The following is a 20,043-nucleotide window of genomic DNA, read 5'->3' on the forward strand; positions in this document are numbered from 1 at the left end:
AGTAAAAAAACAGGAATGCTCATGACCGTCTTGAAGATGACCGACCTCGATCTGCAAGGTAAACGTGTACTGATCCGCGAAGACCTCAACGTCCCGGTAAAGGACGGCGTGGTCAGCAGTGATGCACGTATCCTCGCTTCGCTGCCGACCATCAGGCTGGCGTTGGAGAAGGGCGCGGCCGTCATGGTCTGCTCGCACCTTGGCCGCCCGACAGAAGGTGAGTTTTCTGCCGAGAACAGCCTCAAGCCGGTTGCTGACTACCTGAGCAAGGCGCTGGGTCGTGACGTTCCGCTGGTTGCCGATTACCTGAATGGCGTCGACGTGAAGGCCGGTGATGTCGTCCTGTTCGAGAACGTTCGCTTCAACAAGGGCGAGAAAAAGAACGCCGACGAGCTGGCGCAGCAATACGCAGCGCTGTGCGACGTGTTCGTGATGGATGCCTTTGGCACCGCGCACCGTGCCGAGGGTTCTACTCACGGCGTGGCCAAATTCGCCAAGGTGGCCGCTGCAGGTCCGTTGCTGGCTGCCGAGCTCGAAGCGCTGGGCAAGGCCCTGGGCGCTCCGGCCCAGCCGATGACCGCCATCGTTGCCGGCTCCAAGGTTTCCACCAAGCTGGACGTGCTCAACAGCCTGAGCGGCATCTGCAATCAGTTGATCGTCGGCGGCGGCATTGCCAACACCTTCCTGGCTGCGGCCGGTCACAAGGTCGGTAAATCGCTGTACGAACCTGATCTGCTCGACACTGCGCGCGCCATCGCCGCCAAAGTCAGCGTACCGTTGCCGACTGACGTGGTGGTTGCCAAGGAGTTCGCCGAGAGCGCTGCCGCTACCGTCAAGCTGATCGCCGACGTCGCCGATGACGACATGATTCTTGATATTGGCCCGCAAACTGCTGCGCATTTCGCCGAATTACTGAAATCTTCAGGGACTATCCTGTGGAACGGTCCGGTCGGCGTGTTCGAGTTCGATCAGTTCGGTGAAGGCACCAAGACGCTGGCCAAGGCCATCGCTGAAAGCCCGGCGTTCTCCATCGCGGGCGGCGGCGACACGCTGGCAGCCATCGACAAGTACGGTGTTGCGCAACAGATTTCCTATATTTCGACCGGTGGCGGTGCGTTCCTCGAGTTTGTGGAAGGCAAGGTTCTGCCAGCGGTGGAAATGCTCGAACAACGCGCCAAGGCTTGAGTGAAAGCTTTGGACAAGGAGTGGTCAATGGTCAGGGCGTTACCGTGGTTTCTCATCGCAGGTTTGTTGGCCGGTTGCGCGGGCAAGCCTGCGGCTGAAGAGGTGGAGAGCGACTCCCCGACCCAACCGCTCCAGCTAAGCTGCTATCAGGCGGGCTGGCAGGCAGAAACGGTGCCGGTGGTCTACAAACGCGGCGGTCCGGAGGTGTGGGATCGTTATGAATTCATGCCGCGGACCGGCAATGTGGGCTGTCTGTGAGCCAGGTCTGAAACCCGTTGGCAACATTGACGGGCTTCAGCGGTCTTTAAAGGGTGGATATTTTTCCGCGAAAGGAGTTTCGCCATGAAGATCGCTGCCCTGGCTCTGATGAGCTGCATTGTACTGGCTGGTTGTACCGGTTCTGGCTCGCGTGCCAAGACCTGTCAGATATTCAGCCCGGCCGCCGTGAATGTGCCGACGACTGAAAACAGTCAACGGGTCGAGGCACATGTCACCGGTGAGCCGGCCGATGACCGAAATCAGGAACAGAACTGCCCCTGACAGTTGAAACGACCGGCACGTGCCGCGTTTCGCAGGGCAGTCAGGAGACGTAATGAAAGGCGTGATTGCCCTCGGGGTTTTGGCAGTGCTTGGCGGTTGTTCGAGCATGAGTTCACCGCAGCAGAATGACCCCTGGAATCGCTGGGTATGCGACAGCAATGCAGAGGTCAACTGGCGCTACATCGACTCGGCCAAGAAGGAAGTCGACGTGCGTCTGAATCAGAGCGATCAGGTGTTCAGGCTCAAGGCCGAACCCGGCGCTGCCAGCGGTACGCTGTACAGCAACAATGTGTTGGCATTCGTCAACAAGGGTAGCGAGGGCCTGATCTACTGGGACGCTACCAACGATCTGATCGGTCGCGGCTGCAAGGCCAGATAAGTCGGATCTCGGGCACACACGCACGGCCTCGCGGCTGAGCTTATAACTTGAATGGCAGCCGCCACTACGGCAGGCTTGCTCGACTAACGACCCTACCGGGAGAGACACAGACAATGGCACTTATCAGCATGCGCCAGATGTTGGACCACGCAGCCGAATTCGGCTACGGCGTTCCAGCCTTCAACGTAAACAACCTGGAACAGATGCGCGCCATTATGGAAGCGGCCGACAAGACCGACTCCCCGGTGATCGTCCAGGCTTCTGCCGGTGCCCGCAAATACGCCGGTGCGCCGTTTCTGCGTCACCTGATCCTCGCCGCGATCGAAGAGTTTCCGCACATCCCGGTGGTCATGCACCAGGACCACGGCACCAGCCCTGACATCTGCCAGCGCTCCATCCAGCTGGGTTTCAGCTCGGTCATGATGGACGGCTCGCTGCGTGAAGACGGCAAGTCCCCGGCCGATTACGACTACAACGTCGACGTTACCCGTCGCGTGGTGTCCTTCGCTCACGCCTGCGGCGTTTCGGTGGAAGGCGAGCTGGGCGTGCTGGGTTCGCTGGAAACCGGCATGGCCGGTGAAGAAGACGGCGTTGGTGCGGAAGGTGTTCTGGATCACAGCCAGATGCTGACCGACCCGGAAGAAGCCGCCGACTTCGTCAAGCGCACTCAGGTCGATGCCCTGGCCATCGCCATCGGCACCAGCCACGGCGCTTACAAGTTCACCAAGCCGCCTACCGGCGACATCCTGGCGATCGAGCGTATCAAAGAGATCCACAAGCGCATCCCCAACACTCACCTGGTGATGCATGGTTCTTCGTCCGTTCCACAGGAATGGCTGAAGATCATCAACGAGTTCGGCGGCGACATCAAAGAAACCTATGGTGTGCCGGTCGAAGAAATCGTTGAAGGCATCAAGCACGGCGTGCGCAAGGTCAACATCGACACCGACCTGCGTCTGGCGTCGACCGGTGCCATCCGCGAATTCATGGCCAAAAACCCTAGCGAGTTCGACCCGCGCAAGTACCTGGCCAAGACTGTCTCGGCCATGCGTGACGTCTGTATCGCCCGTTACGAAGCATTCGGCACCGCTGGCAACGCCTCGAAGATCAAGCCGATCTCCCTGGACGCCATGTTCGAGCGCTACGCGCGCGGCGAACTGGATGCCAAGGTCAACTGAGTTGACTGAGCATTGAAAAAACCCGCAGAAATGCGGGTTTTTTTATGTCGGTTCAAAAGTAACTGCGCGGCGAATGAATGTGACGCGGAGCGTCACGAACTGCATTCCCACGCTGGAGCGTGAGGAACGATAATCCCCTCTATCGTGCGACGCTCTGCGTCGCATGCCGTTCTGGACGCTCTGCGTCCTCTCTCGAAAGGCTTAAACGCTCTTCATCACTCCCGCACACGCCGCCTTGTACGCTTCGTGCTGATACTTGTTCAGGGTGTCGGGCAGGGCGAAGGTGTGTTTCTTGTTCTGCGCATTGACGGTCTGCGGTGAGATCAGCACCACGTTGCAATCGGACATAAGTTGAAAGATGGTTTCGATCTTGAAAGTGGTCGGGCCGCCAGCGAATTCGCCTTTCTTGCTGCGCTTCTTGATAACCACATGGCTGATGCCGTTTTCACGCACGAAACCGGCAAGTTGCGTGGAGAAGGCTTTGACGTTGGCGGCCTCGTCATCGTCCTCCAGTGCAAGCTTCTTCGTGGCGAGCGGCAGGTGCTCGATGTCGCCATTACGTCGAGTGGCGAGGGCGAAGATGGCTTCGCTGCCTTTGATTTCTACACCGCAAATAATCATGAGAAAACCTGATGAGCTCGTTCATATAAAGAGGCAGGTTATCTCATCGTAGACGTTATTCCTGAGCTATCGACTCCAGATACTCCGAACGCTCGTCACTCATGCGCGCAATGCAGTCGTTTTCGCTGATGGTGAAGGCCTTGCTGCCTGCTGCAGAAGGAAAGACCTCAACCGCGCAGTCGGCGTCACGCAGCTTCTCCCAGGCTTGCTGGGCAGTCTTGAGTTTGCTGGTAAAGTCGTTGAATTGCGTCTTGTTGGCAACGAACTGCGACTGAACGCGCTTGAGCAGGTTGTCGAAGTTCTCCTTGAGCAACTGTTCGGCAGTGGTGCGGCTGTAGGCCGAGCATTCCAGGGTCTGCTTGTCGTCCTCGACACCGTCGCAGGGCGACGCGTCCGGATTCTGAGCGGCGTGTACGCCTGTCACAGCCGTCGTCATAAGGGCCAGGGTCAGCAAAAACGTTTTCATCGAGTCGCTCCGATCCATTGATAGGCTCGATTCTGTCTCAAGCGCGAGACATTGAACAGGTTTACGACATCGCACGACGACTCGCCGTCCCCCTTTGTCGCATCTTGACGCTTTCGGCAAACCCCCTGTCGTTTTTGCACCCGGTTCCCCTGACCCTCCGGCATATGCTGACCCCATTAGCGCCGACAGCCGATTCGGCGCACCGGAATCAAAAAAGGGGACAGCCTGATGAGCCCAGCCGAATTGCACGCCGACAGCATCGTTATTGACGGGCTGATCATCGCCAAATGGAACCGCGAGCTGTTTGAAGACATGCGCAAGGGCGGCCTGACCATGGCCAACTGCACCGTGTCGGTGTGGGAGGGCTTTCAGGCGACCATCAACAGCATCTGCACCAGCCAGAAACTGATGCGCGAAAACAGCGACCTGGTCATGCCCGTGCATACCACCGCCGACATCCGCAAGGCCAAGGAGCTGGGCAAGACCGGCATCCTGTTCGGCTTCCAGAACGCGCACGCCTATGAAGACCAGATCGGCTACGTCGAGATCTTCAAGAAGCTCGGCGTCGGCATCGTGCAGATGTGCTACAACACCCAGAATCTGGTGGGCACGGGCTGCTACGAGCGCGATGGCGGGCTATCGGGTTTCGGTCGTGAGATCGTCGCTGAAATGAACCGCGTCGGGGTGATGTGCGACCTGTCCCACGTCGGCTCTAAAACCTCGGAAGAAGTCATTCTCGAATCGAAAAAGCCGGTTTGCTATTCCCACTGCCTGCCGTCCGGCCTCAAGGAACACCCGCGCAACAAGTCCGACGCCGAACTGAAGTTCATCGCCGATCATGGCGGTTTTGTCGGCGTGACCATGTTCGCGCCGTTCCTGGCCAAGGGCATCGAGTCGACCATCGACGATTACGCCGAAGCCATCGAATACGTGATGAACATCGTCGGCGAAGACGCCATCGGCATTGGTACTGACTTCACCCAGGGTCACGGCCAGGAATTTTTCGAGTACCTGACCCACGACAAGGGTTACGCCCGCCGCCTGACCAACTTCGGCAAGATCATCAACCCGCTGGGCATCCGCACCGTGGGGGAGTTTCCCAATCTGACTGAAACGTTGCTCAAGCGCGGTCACTCCGAACGCGTGGTGCGCAAGATCATGGGCGAGAACTGGGTCAACGTTCTGGCCGACGTCTGGGGCGAGTAACCCGCCCGCCATACCTTATCGAATTGAACCCCCACGGCCCTTCGAGCGGTGGGTGTAGCCCGAATCATCTGGAGTTTGACCGCCATGGCTAAAATCGCCCCGCAACTGCCCATCGAAGTCGACAGCGAAACCGGCGTCTGGACCTCCGATGCGTTGCCGATGCTCTACGTGCCCCGGCACTTTTTCGTCAATAACCACATGGGCATCGAAGAAGTGCTGGGCGCCGATGCGTACGCCGACATCCTCTACAAGGCGGGTTACAAATCCGCCTGGCACTGGTGCGAAAAGGAAGCCGAATGCCATGGCCTGGAAGGCGTTGCGGTGTTCGAGCACTACATGAAGCGCCTGTCGCAGCGTGGCTGGGGCCTGTTCAAGATCCAGGACATCGACGTCGAGAAAGGCACTGCCAGTGTGAAGCTGGAGCACTCCTGTTTCGTGTACGTCTACGGCAAGGTCGGGCGCAAGGTCGATTACATGTTCACCGGCTGGTTCGCCGGGGCCATGGACCAGATCCTCGCAGCCAGCGGCAGCGCTGTGCGCACGGTTGCCGAGCAGGTTTACGGTGGTTCCGAAGAAGGTCATGACGACGGTCTGTTCGTCGTCAAGCCGCTGTAAATCGAGGATCGGGTTATGGCTTTCGAAGCGATGTTCCAGCCGATCCAGATCGGCAAACTCACCATCCGCAATCGCGTGCTGAGCACTGCGCACGCCGAGGTCTACGCCACCGATGGCGGCATGACCACGGATCGTTACGTGAAGTACTACGAGGAGAAAGCCAAGGGCGGCATCGGTCTGGCCATTTGTGGCGGCTCTTCAAGCGTGGCCATCGACAGCCCGCAAAGCTGGTGGAAGTCGGTCAACCTGGCAACCGACAGGATCATCCCGCACTTCCAGAACCTCGCCGACGCCATGCACAAGCATGGCGCCAAGATCATGATCCAGATTACCCACATGGGCCGTCGCTCGCGCTGGGATGGCGATCACTGGCCGACCCTGCTGTCGCCGTCGGGCATCCGTGAGCCGGTACACCGGGCAACCTGCAAAACCATCGAGCCCGAAGAAATCTGGCGGGTGATCGGCAATTACGCCAGCGCTGCGGCGCGTGCCAAGGCCGGTGGCCTGGACGGCGTCGAGTTGTCGGCGGTGCATCAGCACATGATCGACCAGTTCTGGAGCCCGCGGGTCAACAAGCGTACCGACGAGTGGGGCGGCAGTTTCGAGAACCGCATGCGCTTCGGTCTGGAAGTGATCAAGGCGGTGCGCCAGGAAGTCGGCCCCGACTTCTGTGTGGGGCTGCGTCTCTGCGGCGACGAGTTTCATCCCGATGGCCTCAGCCACGAGGACATGAAGCAGATCGCCAAGTATTACGACGACACCGGCATGATCGACTTCATCGGCGTGGTGGGCTCGGGCTGTGACACCCACAACACCCTGGCCAACGTCATTCCGAACATGAGTTATCCACCGGAGCCGTTCCTGCACCTGGCGGCCGGGATCAAGGAAGTGGTCAAGGCCCCGGTGCTGCACGCGCAGAACATCAAGGACCCGAACCAGGCAACGCGAATTCTGGAAGGCGGCTACGTCGACATGGTCGGCATGACCCGCGCGCACATTGCCGACCCGCACCTGATCGCCAAGATCAAGATGGGCCAGATCGATCAGATCAAACAGTGCGTCGGCGCCAACTACTGCATCGATCGCCAGTATCAAGGGCTGGATGTGCTGTGCATCCAGAACGCCGCGACGTCCCGCGAATACATGGGCGTGCCGCACATCATCGAGAAATCCACCGGACCCAGGCGCAAGGTCGTGGTGGTCGGGGCCGGTCCTGCCGGGATGGAAGCTGCACGCGTCTCTGCCGAACGCGGCCATGACGTGACCCTGTTCGAGAAGAAGGACTTCATCGGCGGGCAGATCACCACCGCATCGAAGGCACCGCAACGCGACCAGATCGCCGGCATCACGCGCTGGTTCCAGCTGGAACTGGCGCGCCTGAAAGTCGACCTGCGTCTGGGGACCGCCGCGGATGCGGCAACCATTCTCGACCTGCGCCCGGACATCGTGGTGCTGGCGGTCGGCGGTCATCCGTTTCTGGAGCAGAACGAACACTGGGGGGCCGCTGAAGGTCTGGTGGTCAGCAGTTGGGATGTGCTGGACGGCAAGGTGACGCCGGGCAAGAACGTGCTGGTCTACGACACCATTTGCGAGTTCACCGGCATGTCGGTGGCCGACTTCCTGGCCGACAAGGGCTGTCAGGTCGAAATCGTCACCGATGACATCAAGCCGGGCGTGGCGATTGGCGGAACCTCGTTCCCGACCTACTACCGCAGCATGTACCCCAAGGAAGTGATCATGACTGGCGACATGATGCTGGAAAAGGTCTATCGCGAGGGCGACAAGCTGGTGGCGGTGCTGGAGAACGAATACACCGGGGCCAAGGAAGAGCGGGTTGTCGATCAGGTGGTGGTGGAAAACGGTGTGCGTCCGGACGAAGCGATCTATTACGCGCTCAAGGAGGGTTCGCGCAACAAGGGCCAGATCGACATCGACGCGCTGTTCGCCATTCAGCCACAGCCATCGTTGAGCCAGCCGGGTGACGGTTACCTGCTGTTTCGTATCGGCGATTGCGTGGCGCAGCGTAATACCCACGCGGCGATCTATGACGGCTTGCGGCTGTGCAAGGACTTTTAAGGCTCGCCGGTCTTTGATTCTGGCCGCAGGCCGTGGGAGCGAACTCGTTCGCGAATGCGATGGATCAGTCGACATACGGGTTGTCTGATCCACAATTTTGCGAATCAGCGAAGCGTCACCCGGACTGCAAGACCGCTTGGTACCTGGAGCTTCAGATGCTAGACACCCTTCTTCCGATCCTGCTGTTCAGCGCCCTGGCCCTTGCGGCGCTGGGCGCCTGGCGGCGGGTAACCCTGTGGCGCAACGGCCGGTCCTCGAAAGTCGATTGGCTGGGTGGGCTGCTGGCCATGCCCAAGCGTTACATGGTCGATCTGCATCATGTGGTCGCGCGTGACAAATACATCGCCAACACCCACGTGGCCACCGCGGGCGGCGCGGTGGCCTCGATTGTGCTGGCGATTCTGGTGCACGGTTTCGGTCTGCATAATCGCCTGCTTGGCTATGCGCTGCTGTTGATGACGGCGGTGATGTTTGTCGGTGCGGTGTTTGTCTATCTTCGTCGTCTCAACCCGCCTGCGCGTCTGTCGAAAGGGCCGTGGATGCGCCTGCCGAAAAGCCTCATGGCGTTTTCCGCGAGCTTTTTTCTGGTCACCCTGCCGGTGGCGGGCATTCTTCCCGAGCACTTCGGCGGCTGGGTGCTGGTGGTCGTTCTCGGGCTGGGCGTGCTGTGGGGTGTGAGCGAACTGTTTTTCGGCATGACCTGGGGCGGGCCGATGAAGCATGCCTTCGCCGGGGCGCTGCACCTGGCCTGGCATCGCCGGGCCGAGCGTTTTGGTGGCGGACGTTCCACGGGCCTGAAACCGCTGGACCTGAACGATCGAACCGCGCCGCTGGGCGTGGAGAAACCTCAGGACTTCACCTGGAATCAACTGCTGGGCTTCGACGCCTGCGTGCAGTGCGGCAAGTGCGAAGCGGCCTGCCCGGCGTTTGCGGCAGGCCAGCCACTCAACCCCAAAAAGCTGATTCAGGACATGGTGGTCGGCCTTGCCGGTGGCACTGACGCAAAATTTGCGGGCAGTCCGTATCCGTCGCTGGACGGCAAAGGCAAGCCGCTGGGCGAGCATGGCGGTAATCCGCATCAGCCCATCGTCAACGGGCTGGTGGATGCCGACACGCTGTGGTCCTGCACCACATGCCGGGCCTGCGTCGAAGAGTGCCCGATGATGATCGAGCACGTCGATGCCATCGTCGATATGCGCCGCCACCTGACCCTCGAAAAGGGCGCTACGCCGAACAAGGGCGCCGAAGTGCTGGACAACCTGATCGCCACCGACAACCCCGGCGGGTTTGCGCCGGGCGGACGAATGAACTGGGCGGCGGATCTGAACCTGACGCTGCTCAGCGAGAAAAAAACCGTGGATGTGCTGTTCTGGGTGGGTGATGGCGCGTTCGATATGCGTAACCAGCGTACCCTGCGCGCGTTCGTCAAAGTCCTCAAGGCGGCCGGTGTGGATTTCGCCGTGCTGGGCCTCGAAGAACGCGACAGCGGCGACGTGGCGCGACGTTTGGGTGATGAAGCAACCTTCCAGACGCTCGCCCGACGCAACATTCAGACCCTGTCCCAGTACAGTTTCCAACGCATCGTGACCTGCGACCCGCACAGCTTTCATGTGCTGAAAAACGAATATGGCGCTTTTGGCGGTGACTACCCGGTGCAGCATCACAGCACCTTCATGGCCGAGCTGGTACGCAACGGCGCCCTGACGCTGGGCCAGCACAAAGGCGCCAGCGTGACCTATCACGATCCGTGTTACCTGGGCCGTTACAACGGCGAATACGAGGCGCCGCGTGAAGTGCTGCGTGCGCTGGGGATCGAGATCAGGGAAATGCAGCGCTCGGGCTTCCGGTCCCGCTGCTGCGGCGGCGGAGGTGGCGCGCCGATCACTGACATTCCCGGCAGGCAGCGGATTCCTGACATGCGTATGGACGACATCCGTGAAACGGCTGCCGAAGTGGTCGCGGTAGGTTGTCCACAGTGCACGGCCATGCTCGAAGGCGTTGTCGAACCGCGACCCATGATCAAGGACATTGCCGAACTGGTGGCCGATGCGCTGATTGAGGACGTTATCCCCAACACGCCAGCGTCTGCCAAACGCGAACCTGCGGAGGTGCTCTGATGAGCGACATTATCCGCCGTGATCCACGCGCCGAGTGGATCGCCCGCAATCGACTGCATCCGTTGCACGCGGCCATGCAGCCTGCGCAGAGCAGCTGGATGGGGCCGAATGGCCTGATGCGCAAAAACGTGCATGGTCAGGGGTTTATCGGCCCCAACGGTATCAAGCGTATTGACCGCAGCGGCGCTCAGCAGGGCGGCGCGGTCAAGCGTTCGGTTGCTGCCGACGTGCAGCTGCCGCTTCATACCGTAGCCGAGCCAGCGTTCTATATCACGGTGGTGCCCGATATGGTCGGCGGCCGCCTGAGCAGCCACGACCGTGACTTGCTGGGGCTGGCGCGTCAGTTGGCGGGGGCCGACGGTGCCGTGCTGGCGGTGGTGTTCGGCGAACACAAGGAAGCTGCATTCGACACCGCGGGCGTGGATCGGCTGTTGCTTATCGACGGTGCCGAGTTCGACGGTTACTCACCGGAACAGCGCGTGCAGGGTTTGCGGGCTGTGGATAACCAGTTCAACCCGCGCCACTGGCTGTTGCCGGACAGCCGCAGCGGCGGTGGCGAACTGGGTAGACGTTTTGCCGCCAGCATCGGCGAGCGACCTGCAACGCGGGTCTGGCAGGTCAAGGACCAGCTGTGCATAAGTCGGGCAGGCGCTGGCCGCGAAGACCTGGTCCGGCCTCTGGCGCGCCTGATTCTCGCTGCTGTGGAGTGCGCCGAACCGGTCAGCGAAACTCGTCACGAGGTATTGCCGGTCGAGTTGTCCACAGGCGTGGCGCGCAGCCTGCCGCGTATCGAAGACCTGGGGGCGGTAGCCGTCGATCCCCGGGTTATCCCCATGGCTGAAGCCGAATTCATTCTGTCTGGCGGCAATGGCGTCAGGGACTGGGACCTGTTTCATCAGGCCGCTTCGGCACTCGGGGCCACCGAAGGGGCGTCGCGGGTGGCGGTGGACGATGGTTTCATGGGCCGCGAGCGGCAGGTCGGCGCGAGTGGCACCTGGGTGACCGCAAGGGTGTATGTTGCTGTCGGTATTTCCGGGGCCATCCAGCATCTGCAGGGCATCGGCGCCTGTGACAAGGTCATTGCGATCAATCTGGATGCGGGGTGCGACATGGTCAAGCGCGCTGATCTATCGGTTATCGGCGAGAGCGCCGAAGTGCTCACGGCGCTGATCGCCGCAGTCGAAGCCTGGCGCAGCGGAGGTAAACGCGATGCAGCCTGAAGTGTCTGTGGATAAGCATGCGGTACAGATCATCAGTCTGGTGTCCATCGGCGCGCACCCGACATCAGGTCGTGCGCGCCGTGCCGAACAGGATGCGCGGGCCGTCGAGCTTGGCCTGCAACTGGCTGGGGATAACTTGCAGGTGCTGCACGCCGGCAATGCCGAAGAACCGGCGCTGCGCGCTTACCTTGGGATGGGGCTCAACGAGCTGCATGTGCTGGAGCAACCCGAGGGCGCCGATGCGCTGATTGCGTTGACTGACTACCTCCGCGATTCTGCCGCACAGGTGGTGTTGGCCGGCAGTCAGGCTGAAACCGGTGAAGGGTCGGGCATGCTGCCCTTTCTGCTGGCCGAGAGGCTGGGCTGGCCACTGGTGACCGGTCTGGCTGAAGTCGAATCGCTGAACAACGGCACCGCGCTGGTGTTGCAGGCTCTGCCTCGCGGTCAGCGTCGTCGGCTGAAGGTTCGTCTGCCGTTTCTGGCCACTGTGGATAACGCAGCTCCCAAACCCCGGCAGAGCGCGTTCGGGCCTGCACAGCGTGGCACGCTGGACACCGAAATGGTTCAGGTCGTTGCGGATGAGTTATTGACCGCCCAAGCGCTGCAGCCAGCCAGGCCGCGGCCCAAACGCCTGAAAGTGATCAAGGCCAAGAGCGGCGCTGATCGCATGAAAGCCGCCACTGCCAAGGCCAGTGGCGGCGGGGGCCAGGTGCTTAAGGGGCTGCGCCCTGAAGAGGGCGCAGCCGCGATTCTGAAGCTGTTGATCGATGAGGGCGTCGTCAAGTAAGGCTAGGGTCCTGTGCTGGCCTCTTCGACGGGCGGTTCGCCTTTCTGTTGGGAGGCGGGCCGGAAGTAGGCATAGGAAATTTTCCCGTCCAGCCCACCGCCGTTGCTGACTTCAACTTTGACATCCGCGTTTTCGTAGCTGCGGTTGAAACTCGAAATCGTGATGGGTAACAAAATGGCTCGTTTGAACGTTACGCCTGTACGGCCTTCGCTAAAACCACCTTCTGGACTGCCAGTCACCGAGAATACCGATCCCTTGCCGGCCTTGAGTATTTTCGCCGAGCGTATTTCATCGTTGTCGCAGCCATAGCTGTTATTGCCACTGCCCATCTTGAATTGCCTGTCGATGTTGAAGGGGACCGTGCAGACAATATTCTGTGTTGCCCCATTGGCTTCGTAGAACACAATGCTTGCGTCACTGATGTCGTTATCGTCTGGCTTGTTAAGCACTTTTATGCGTGACACCTTACCGTCGAGCCCGTTATTGCGAGAGGCGAGCTTACGGTAATAGAACGTATCGGTCGTGCCCTCGAATGAATCGATTCGCACCCTTTTGCCCATGGGGACCGATTGTTTGACGTCTATGATCGTGAAGTCATCCTGCCGGTCACCGTTGGGGTTGTCGTACAGTTCGATACGCGTGCCTGCGCGGACGCCCTCCAGTTCCATGGACCTGACCTCATCCTTTTCACACCCGTTCGATGGCAGCCTTATGTCATATTGAACGCCGCTGTTGCCGCCGCTCTGATTAGCCGGCAATACGCAGGAGGTGTCCCCTCCACGATCGGCATAGTTGCGTTCGTAGAAATAAAGACCGCCTTGAGACAGCGCTGCAGCATAGGGGCGCGTGTCGCCCACCTGGTTGAAATCAACGGCGAGATAGTTGGGGTTGCGCCAACCGGTCGGTTCGCCGCAATAGTGCTCCACCCGGCGCTGCAACAGCGTCAGGTTGTTATCCATGTCCCCTGCATGAGCCGCGCTACTGCCAAAGGAATGGAATTGATTGAGGACATAGGTCCGCGGTAATTTCCCGTCAACCGTACGTAGCGAAAGGGCCATCGAACCGAAGCGGCTCACGCACTGCCAGTTATGGCTCGCTGCTGTGTTGCCCAGGTCAAAGGTGTTCTCGACATGCGTGTTCGGGGCCCAAAGAACCTCGGCCTTCTTGCCGTTCAGTAGATATACCTTGGCCACTTCTCCCTGCGAAAACATGACGAGGCGCTTATTCGTGCTGATCATTTCCTGGAGCGTTGGCCAACTGACGTGATCGGACACATGACTGTAGTCGGCTATTTCAGGGACTCGTTCCAGCACCGGGCGCAGCTCGTCTGAGGTCAATGTCGATTCGAACAGCAGGGAAATGACGGCGTTTCGGTCTTTCTTCAAATAGGCTAAAAACTCTTTGAGTAAGTCGCTTAGCAACGGGTTACTTGACGAACACCTATCGGAGAATACAGCGTGGCATACTCGAATTCTGCCAGCATAATCCCTGTGGATATCCAGCATGAACCCTCTCATACCGCGCTCCAGTTGCGGGGTAAGGTCGTTCAGATAAGCATTGTGCCCCGTAGCCCATGTGTATTTATCGAATGTCTTGGTAAAGTCATTGATGCCCGGTGCTGCATAGGCATCCTTGTTGACAATGACCCAGTAGGCGTTTTCTGTTCCGGAGGTTGGGTAATACCAGAAATGCGCGGCCGCGTTGCCGGAAAATTTCGAACGGTAAAAGGTAATGTTATTCAGAGCGTGAATAGCGCCTGGGTAAGTAGGCTCGTCCCATTCCTTCGGATCCTGCCATGTCCCTGCATGATGCCCGGCATAGGTCCAGAAACCGTTATTCGTCTCACCAACAGGGTAGTACCAGTTGTGCCGTGCAGGACTGCCTTCCTGCAAGGCCTTGAAGAACCACGTTTGGCCATTTTGATCGTAGCGATGAACCTCCCCCACGCGGGTAAACTCATTCCACGTTTTGGGATGGGCAGGGCTACCCTCATTTTTGTAGAGGTATGTCCAGTCTGCCGTGCTGTATTCCGAGGTTGGAAAGTACCGGCCATAGTCGGCTGGGCGACCTTCTTTTTCAGCGCGGAATAACAACCGTTCGCCGTTGTAGTCGTAACTGTAGATATCATCCGCGTAGGCGTAATCGTTCCAGGTATTGGGTACGTCGAACGTTCCCCGTCCCTTGCGGAAGAACTCCCACCATGTAGAACTCTCGTCTGCAACAGGGTCGCCTTTTACGGGCTGATTCTTGGGGTAGTCTTTTTTTCCTGTAAATTTCGACCTGAACAGCATCGGCTGATAATCGATGTCTTTCTCATGTAAGAGTCCGGCCTGCGTCCAGTCAGATATCCCTTTGGGCTCGCTGCTGGTTCCGTTGAGATGCGTCACCTGAAGAAATTTCCAGGCGGGTGACTTTTCGACGGGAGCCGGAGGCTTCTTTTCTTCGTCTGCATCGAGGGGCTCACTGGGTGGCGAAGTCCATTTATCCTGTTCTGGAATGCCTTCCTTGTCGGAGTTCACGCTAAACAATAAACGCATCCCGCTGACTTCACGCACATGAACGGCACCGCGCCAGCTGACTTCGTCCCATTCCTTGGGGTCATTGAGTGTGCCCGCGTTTCTCGAAATGCCATAGAAAATCCAGTTTTCGGTGTCTCCTCGGTTGGCGGGGAATGGCCATTGGTTTAAAGAGGGAACACCGCTGTTTTTCGCGATGAAATAATGATCACCGTCCACTCGGGTTGTTTTTACATAGTCGCCCGGTATGACGGGCTCCTTCTCATCCTTGGGATCGCTGATAGTACCGGCGTGTCTTTCGGTTGCTGCGTAAAGGTAATAGGCATTGCTCGTGGCGTCTGTGGGGTAGGTCCAGTTCTGCTGGTTGGGTATTCCGGCGAACCTCGCTTTGAAATAGAAGCGTATACCGTCTTTTTCTACGCGATGAATCGCTCCCCTCCAGGTGACTTCATCAGGTCCATGAGGTTCGGCAAAAGTGCCTGCATGCGACGTCGTGCCGTAATAGGCCCACTGCTCGGTGCTGCTTTCATCTGTCGGGTAGTACCAGCCATGGTCTGAGGGTGTCCCTGTCATCTGTGCACGGAAATAGAGTGTTTTGCCACCATGCTCATAGCGGTGCAGCCGGCCGGGCCAGGTATATTCGTCCCACTCTTTGGGATCGCTCAGGAGGCCTAAGTGCTTGCTGATGCCCACGAAGTGCCAGGACTCGTTATCCGTCGGCGTCATTGGCCGCTCGCCTACCTCTACACCCATTTCGCCGGATTTTTTGGCCTCGAACAGAAACTTCGTTTCCCGGTCCTGATGGATGGCGCCCGCCCAGGTGGGCTGGTCGAAATACTTGGGACTGTTCAGCGTGCCTTGATAAATCGAGTAGCCAACGTGTTCGAAGTTGTTTTCGTTCCCGTAGCCCTCTTCATCATCCATGACATGCCCCCAGATTTTCGATCTGTAGAACGATCGCGTAAAGCTTTCGCCAATGCCGGTGGGGCGCTTCACCACATGCAGTGCGCCTGGCCAGGTTGCATCGGATTCAGGTTTCGGATCGAGCCAGCTGCCGGCGTGAATGCCCATGTCCAGATAAGACCATTGCCCGTTACTGTCAGGCGGTGTCGGGTAGTGCCACCCTTCCTGGCCGGGCGCGCCGTCAATGAGAGATCTTGCGAAGTAAGCCTTTCCATCGACTTCAAAGCGGTGAATCGCGCCAGGCCAGGTGATTTCGTAAGCATCCTTGGGCGATTGCAAGGTGCCTGCAAACTCACTTTTGCCGATATACGACCAGTCTTCATTGTCTTGCTGCGAGTCAGGCAGTGCGCGTTCAGCGTTGAAAATCCCGGCAAAACGAGCTTGATAATATTCGTCTGCTGTGCGGATAACCTTGACGGTGTCTCCAGGTCTGATCACCTCACCCGACTGTACCGGGTCGCTCTGTGTGCCTTCATGGGCAGTCCGGCCTATGAAGGTCCACCAGGCATTGTCGGTTTCCGTCACAGGCAGGGGGTGTTCGGCGCCGATGACTGCCAGGTTGCCCACAATTTTCGAGCTGTAATAGCGTCTGGTGTTTCCGTCTTGCCTCATGTGGATGGCGCCGGTCCAGGTCACTTCCTGCTGATCCTTCGGATCGATAATCTCGCCCGAATGCCTGGATTCCCCGACCACCGTCCAGTAATCATTGTCTCCGTCTTGCGGAATCGGCCAGTTGTTTTCGGCAAGCAGTCCATCGACTTTGGAAAGCAGGTACAGCGTACGGTCTCTGGCTTGCACCGCATGAATTCTTCCGGGCGAGGTAAAGCCGGAGGAGCCTTTCGGATCGGCCCAGGTGCCTTCTGGAACGTTCGCGCCCAGAGACTCCCAGTACTCGTTGTCAGTCCCGGGCGCGGGGTAATTCCAGTCATTGGCCTGGGGTACGCCGCGTGCGAGGGCGCGGTAATAGACGTGTTGGCCTTCAATGGTCGTGGCGTGAATCAGCCCCTGGCTGGTCATTTCATCGAAGTCTTTCGGATCGGCAAAAGTGCCTTTGTGTCGCACCAGGCCCATCACTTTCCAATACTGTGTGTCGCCCGCAGTCGGCAGAGGCCAATTGTCGGCGATCGGGCTTCCCGACTGCTGAGCGATGTAAAGCTGGCTCCTGCCTGATGAGCTGTACTCGTGAATAGCGCCAACCCAGGTCTGGCCGCTCAATGTTTTGGGGTCGGCGTAAGTACCAGCCTGATCAGAGGTAAACATGAACTCCCAGAAGTCTGTGCTTGCCAGCTCTTCGGGATAAGGTGTTTGCGAAGAGGGCTTTCCGGTCATCTTCGATTTGAGAAACGCTCGTTGGCCATTGATGCTGGCCACGTGTACCGCATCCGGCCAGGTAGGATCGGTGAAGGGTTTGGGGTCCGAGAAAGTGCCTGCGTGTTCTCCGGCGTACTCATAGAAGTCGTTGGATTCTTCGCCTGAGGGATATACCGCCCCTACATCCTGGGCAAATCCGGAAAATCTGGTGCGAAAGAGTTTTTGACGGGTCAGGCCAAGCTGGTCGGCAAAGATTGCGCCGGGGGTGTTGATGTCGTTACGTTCGCGTGGCGTGTCGGCGCTGCCGCCGTTGAGTGAGGACACGTAGCTCCATTGATCATCACTTGTTTCGCCCACCGGATAAATCCACCCGCCTGCGACCGGTTGAGCCTGCTGCCGGGCTGCAAAAATCAAGTGTTGATTCTCATCCAGGTGCAGTGCGCCCGGCCATGTGGCCTCATCACGGCTTTTTAAGTCGTCTGCCGTACCGGCATGTTTGAACACCGTGACGAACTCCCAGTGGGTGTTACTGGCAAGATCATTTGGGTAAGGCGTCGCTGCAGAGGGCGTGCCGTCGAACAGTGAGCGCAGCACTGCACGCTGACCCTTGATCGAGGCTTCATGCAGTGCGCCGATCCGGGTGATGTCATCGAAAGGCTTGAAGTCACGCCATGTGCCTGCATGCCGGCCTGCGTAGACCCAATAAGGATCGACGATACCTACCGTCGAGAAGCTGTCGAGATCGTTGGCGGGATAGCCCTCGTAATTGGAAACAAAAAACGTGCGCTTGCCCGGAACAGTGCCATCGACGTAGACCGAACCTGCCTGGCTGTAGTCATCGAAGTGCCTCGGGGCTTCGAAAGTGCCCAGCGGTTGTATCACCGGAATATATGACCAGTGCTCGTTGCTTTCTGGTGTGGCTGGCAGCGGCCAGTCATGCTCGGAGGGCAAGCCTTCTGCCAGCGAGACGAAATAGACCGGGTTGTGGTCGATCAGCGTTTCATGCACTGCGCCGGGCCAGGTAAATTCTTGTTGGGTCTTGGGGTCGGCTACTGTTCCTGCATGGAGCGAGACCCCCAATAACTGAAACTCGTCGGTCTGGCTGTAATCCCAGCCGGTTGGCGGCGCGGCCCAGGGTTTCAGCGCACGGTACAGCGCTTTTCCCTGGCCCTGCGGGGCTGAATGGATAGCGCCAACCCACGTTTCGGTGTCCAGATCAGTCCTGGGGTCCCACCAGGTTCCGGCATTCTGGGTGATGCTGCGCACGCCCCAATAAGTGGTATTGGTGGGCGACGTCGGGTAAGGCTGTTCAACCGCCCCTGAGAAGTGGGTCGCGAACGACACCCATTTGCCCTGCATTTTGGCTCGATGCAGTTTTTCGAGTGCCGTGTTTTCTCCGAAGGCCTTCTGGTCTGTGTACGAGCCTTCATGTACACCACGATAATCCCAGTACTGATTGCTCTGCGGGCCGCCTGGGAGTTCTGCATTCAGAAGGGGCGCAAACCCGATAAATGTGGAGGCGTAGTAGTGACTGCGTAGCGGGCTCAGCGGGCTGCGATAATAAGAGCCCTTCGACACGCTCATGTCGGTCCAGGGCTTGGGGAGGGCGGCCGGAATGTTTGACACGGTCCCCGCCAGCTTCCAGTACCCTGCGCCTTGCTCTGTGCCGGGTGCAGGCCATCCATCGACGCCTGGGCGTCCGGTGTGCTGCGCAAGATAAACGGTTTTGCTCTGTTCGAAATAGACGAAGACGCCTGGCCAGACCAGATCCTGATCGGTCTTCATCGCTTGAGGCGTGCCGGGTTTATCGAAGAATCCGATGAAGTCCCAAAAATCGTTGCTCTGCGCTGTTGTCGGATAGGGCGTTTGCGGACCGGGCACTCCGCTGATTTTCGAGCTCAGCAAGGCGCTTTTGCCTTCAATCATCGCCAGGTGCAGCGCGCCCTCGCGGGTCGGCTCGTCGAACGGCTTAAGGTCGGGGCCCAGACCTGAATGCTGGCCTGCATAGGTCCAGAATTGCGTCGAATGTGGTGTGTCGGGCAGGGCTGGATCGAGCTGATCAGGCTGGCTGTCGAAGGCTGCGATGTAGAACGCGACGGACTGGCCCGTGTGGGCGGAGAACACGGCTCCCTCGAAAGCGGGTTCTCCGGCCAGTCGTGGTTGTTCGAACGTGCCCGCATTCACTTCCTCGCGGACGCCCGGCACCTGCGCAGCTGACACCGCGGGTGATGCTATGGAAGAGGGGGCGTCTGGCGCAGCACTGGCGAGCCAGGCCAATAGCAGGCCTGTGATGAACGCCACTGACAATACAGTCCTTTGATATTTTTTCATGACACCGGTGCGTCCATTCACAGTGGCTCGGAATCGCGTCTTTGATTAATCGAAGAGCGCTGAAAAAAGCCTATGCGCATGGCGCGCGTCGAGGTACTCGCAAACCTGATAGGTTGACGTGGCAGCTCGCCGGGACGGACTTACACACAATCCCTGTGCGTGTGCCTGTGGATAAAGTGTTCGTTAACCGCTGAAGCTCTTGTTGGACGTGGCTTGTGACGTCGCGATCAAAAATTGATCAATCTAAGTGGTTATTTCCATTGAGCTTTTTGTGGATAAGCATTCAGGCGCTATCTGTCAGTCACTCATTTTGCCCACAATCTCTGTTGGTGTGACTGTGGACAACTTGTTCGTGGTTGTCTGCAGGCCTTATATTCAGAGGGTCTTGAGCTTCTGTTCAAAAAATGATCAGGGCGGTGTGTTGCTCGTGAAATCTTCTGGAAAGGGAGGTTTTTTCAGCCATTTCAGACATTGTCCACAGGGCATGGCAGATCTGGGCAAAGTTGTACCCAAAGTCTGTTGGCGCTTCTGT

The 20,043-nt window shown here is 58.8% G+C and carries 14 protein-coding genes; 11 read left to right on the forward strand and 3 right to left on the reverse strand.

The features are described 5' to 3' along the window. The first annotated feature begins 21 nt into the window (after positions 1-21). From P406_RS04990 to fba, 5 genes are all read left to right on the forward strand, one after another. Entirely contained in the window at positions 22-1,185 is a 1,164-nt protein-coding gene (locus P406_RS04990; RefSeq protein ID WP_046235514.1) for a phosphoglycerate kinase, read from the forward strand. A 27-nt stretch (positions 1,186-1,212) separates the two neighbouring features. Beyond that, the gene (locus P406_RS04995) at positions 1,213-1,443 is read left to right on the forward strand and encodes a lipoprotein (RefSeq protein WP_003316354.1); all 231 of its coding nucleotides are present in this window, start codon (positions 1,213-1,215) and stop codon (positions 1,441-1,443) included. Positions 1,444-1,527: 84 nt separating this feature from the next. Beyond that, on the forward strand, positions 1,528-1,725 hold the full coding sequence (locus P406_RS05000) for a hypothetical protein (RefSeq protein ID WP_003316353.1): 198 nt from the start codon (positions 1,528-1,530) through the stop codon (positions 1,723-1,725). Between the two features lie 52 nt (positions 1,726-1,777). Next, entirely contained in the window at positions 1,778-2,104 is a 327-nt protein-coding gene (locus tag P406_RS05005; protein ID WP_003320832.1) for an MliC family protein, read from the forward strand. Between the two features lie 113 nt (positions 2,105-2,217). Beyond that, positions 2,218-3,282 (forward strand): class II fructose-bisphosphate aldolase, encoded by a 1,065-nt coding sequence (fba, locus tag P406_RS05010; RefSeq protein ID WP_003316351.1) that lies wholly within the window; start codon positions 2,218-2,220, stop codon positions 3,280-3,282. Between the two features lie 201 nt (positions 3,283-3,483). On the opposite strand, the gene P406_RS05015 is transcribed toward fba, so the two are convergent. Together P406_RS05015 and P406_RS05020 are read right to left on the reverse strand one after the other, a co-directional pair. Then, the gene (locus tag P406_RS05015) at positions 3,484-3,903 is read right to left on the reverse strand and encodes a DUF3010 family protein (protein WP_003411995.1); all 420 of its coding nucleotides are present in this window, start codon (positions 3,901-3,903) and stop codon (positions 3,484-3,486) included. A 55-nt stretch (positions 3,904-3,958) separates the two neighbouring features. Then, the gene (locus P406_RS05020; RefSeq protein ID WP_003405168.1) at positions 3,959-4,369 is read right to left on the reverse strand and encodes a lysozyme inhibitor LprI family protein; all 411 of its coding nucleotides are present in this window, start codon (positions 4,367-4,369) and stop codon (positions 3,959-3,961) included. Positions 4,370-4,597: 228 nt separating this feature from the next. Between P406_RS05020 and P406_RS05025 the strand changes: the two genes are divergently transcribed. The 6 genes from P406_RS05025 (at position 4,598) to etfB (ending at position 12,390) form a co-directional block, all read left to right on the forward strand. Beyond that, positions 4,598-5,575, forward strand: coding sequence for a dipeptidase (locus P406_RS05025; RefSeq protein ID WP_003372603.1), 978 nt, complete (start codon positions 4,598-4,600; stop codon positions 5,573-5,575). Positions 5,576-5,659: 84 nt separating this feature from the next. Beyond that, on the forward strand, positions 5,660-6,190 hold the full coding sequence (locus P406_RS05030; protein ID WP_046235515.1) for a DUF5943 domain-containing protein: 531 nt from the start codon (positions 5,660-5,662) through the stop codon (positions 6,188-6,190). Positions 6,191-6,205: 15 nt separating this feature from the next. Further along, entirely contained in the window at positions 6,206-8,266 is a 2,061-nt protein-coding gene (gene dgcA, locus P406_RS05035) for a dimethylglycine demethylation protein DgcA (protein ID WP_046235516.1), read from the forward strand. Positions 8,267-8,421: 155 nt separating this feature from the next. Next, positions 8,422-10,383 (forward strand): dimethylglycine demethylation protein DgcB, encoded by a 1,962-nt coding sequence (gene dgcB, locus P406_RS05040; RefSeq protein ID WP_046235517.1) that lies wholly within the window; start codon positions 8,422-8,424, stop codon positions 10,381-10,383. Continuing rightward, entirely contained in the window at positions 10,383-11,603 is a 1,221-nt protein-coding gene (etfA, locus tag P406_RS05045; RefSeq protein WP_046235518.1) for an electron transfer flavoprotein subunit alpha, read from the forward strand. Before dgcB ends, etfA begins: the two co-directional genes overlap by 1 nt. Beyond that, positions 11,593-12,390 carry an electron transfer flavoprotein subunit beta gene (etfB, locus tag P406_RS05050; RefSeq protein WP_046235519.1) on the forward strand — a complete coding sequence of 266 codons (798 nt, stop codon included), beginning with the start codon at positions 11,593-11,595 and terminating at the stop codon, positions 12,388-12,390. Before etfA ends, etfB begins: the two co-directional genes overlap by 11 nt. A gap of 2 nt (positions 12,391-12,392) precedes the next feature. Here etfB and P406_RS05055 read toward each other — a convergent pair whose 3' ends face one another. Next, positions 12,393-19,511 carry a phosphoinositide-specific phospholipase C-related protein gene (locus P406_RS05055; protein ID WP_082100708.1) on the reverse strand — a complete coding sequence of 2,373 codons (7,119 nt, stop codon included), beginning with the start codon at positions 19,509-19,511 and terminating at the stop codon, positions 12,393-12,395. Between the last annotated feature and the right edge of the window lie 532 nt (positions 19,512-20,043).

This window comes from Pseudomonas syringae pv. coryli str. NCPPB 4273 (assembly GCF_000972175.1).
Taxonomy (GTDB): domain Bacteria; phylum Pseudomonadota; class Gammaproteobacteria; order Pseudomonadales; family Pseudomonadaceae; genus Aquipseudomonas; species Aquipseudomonas syringae.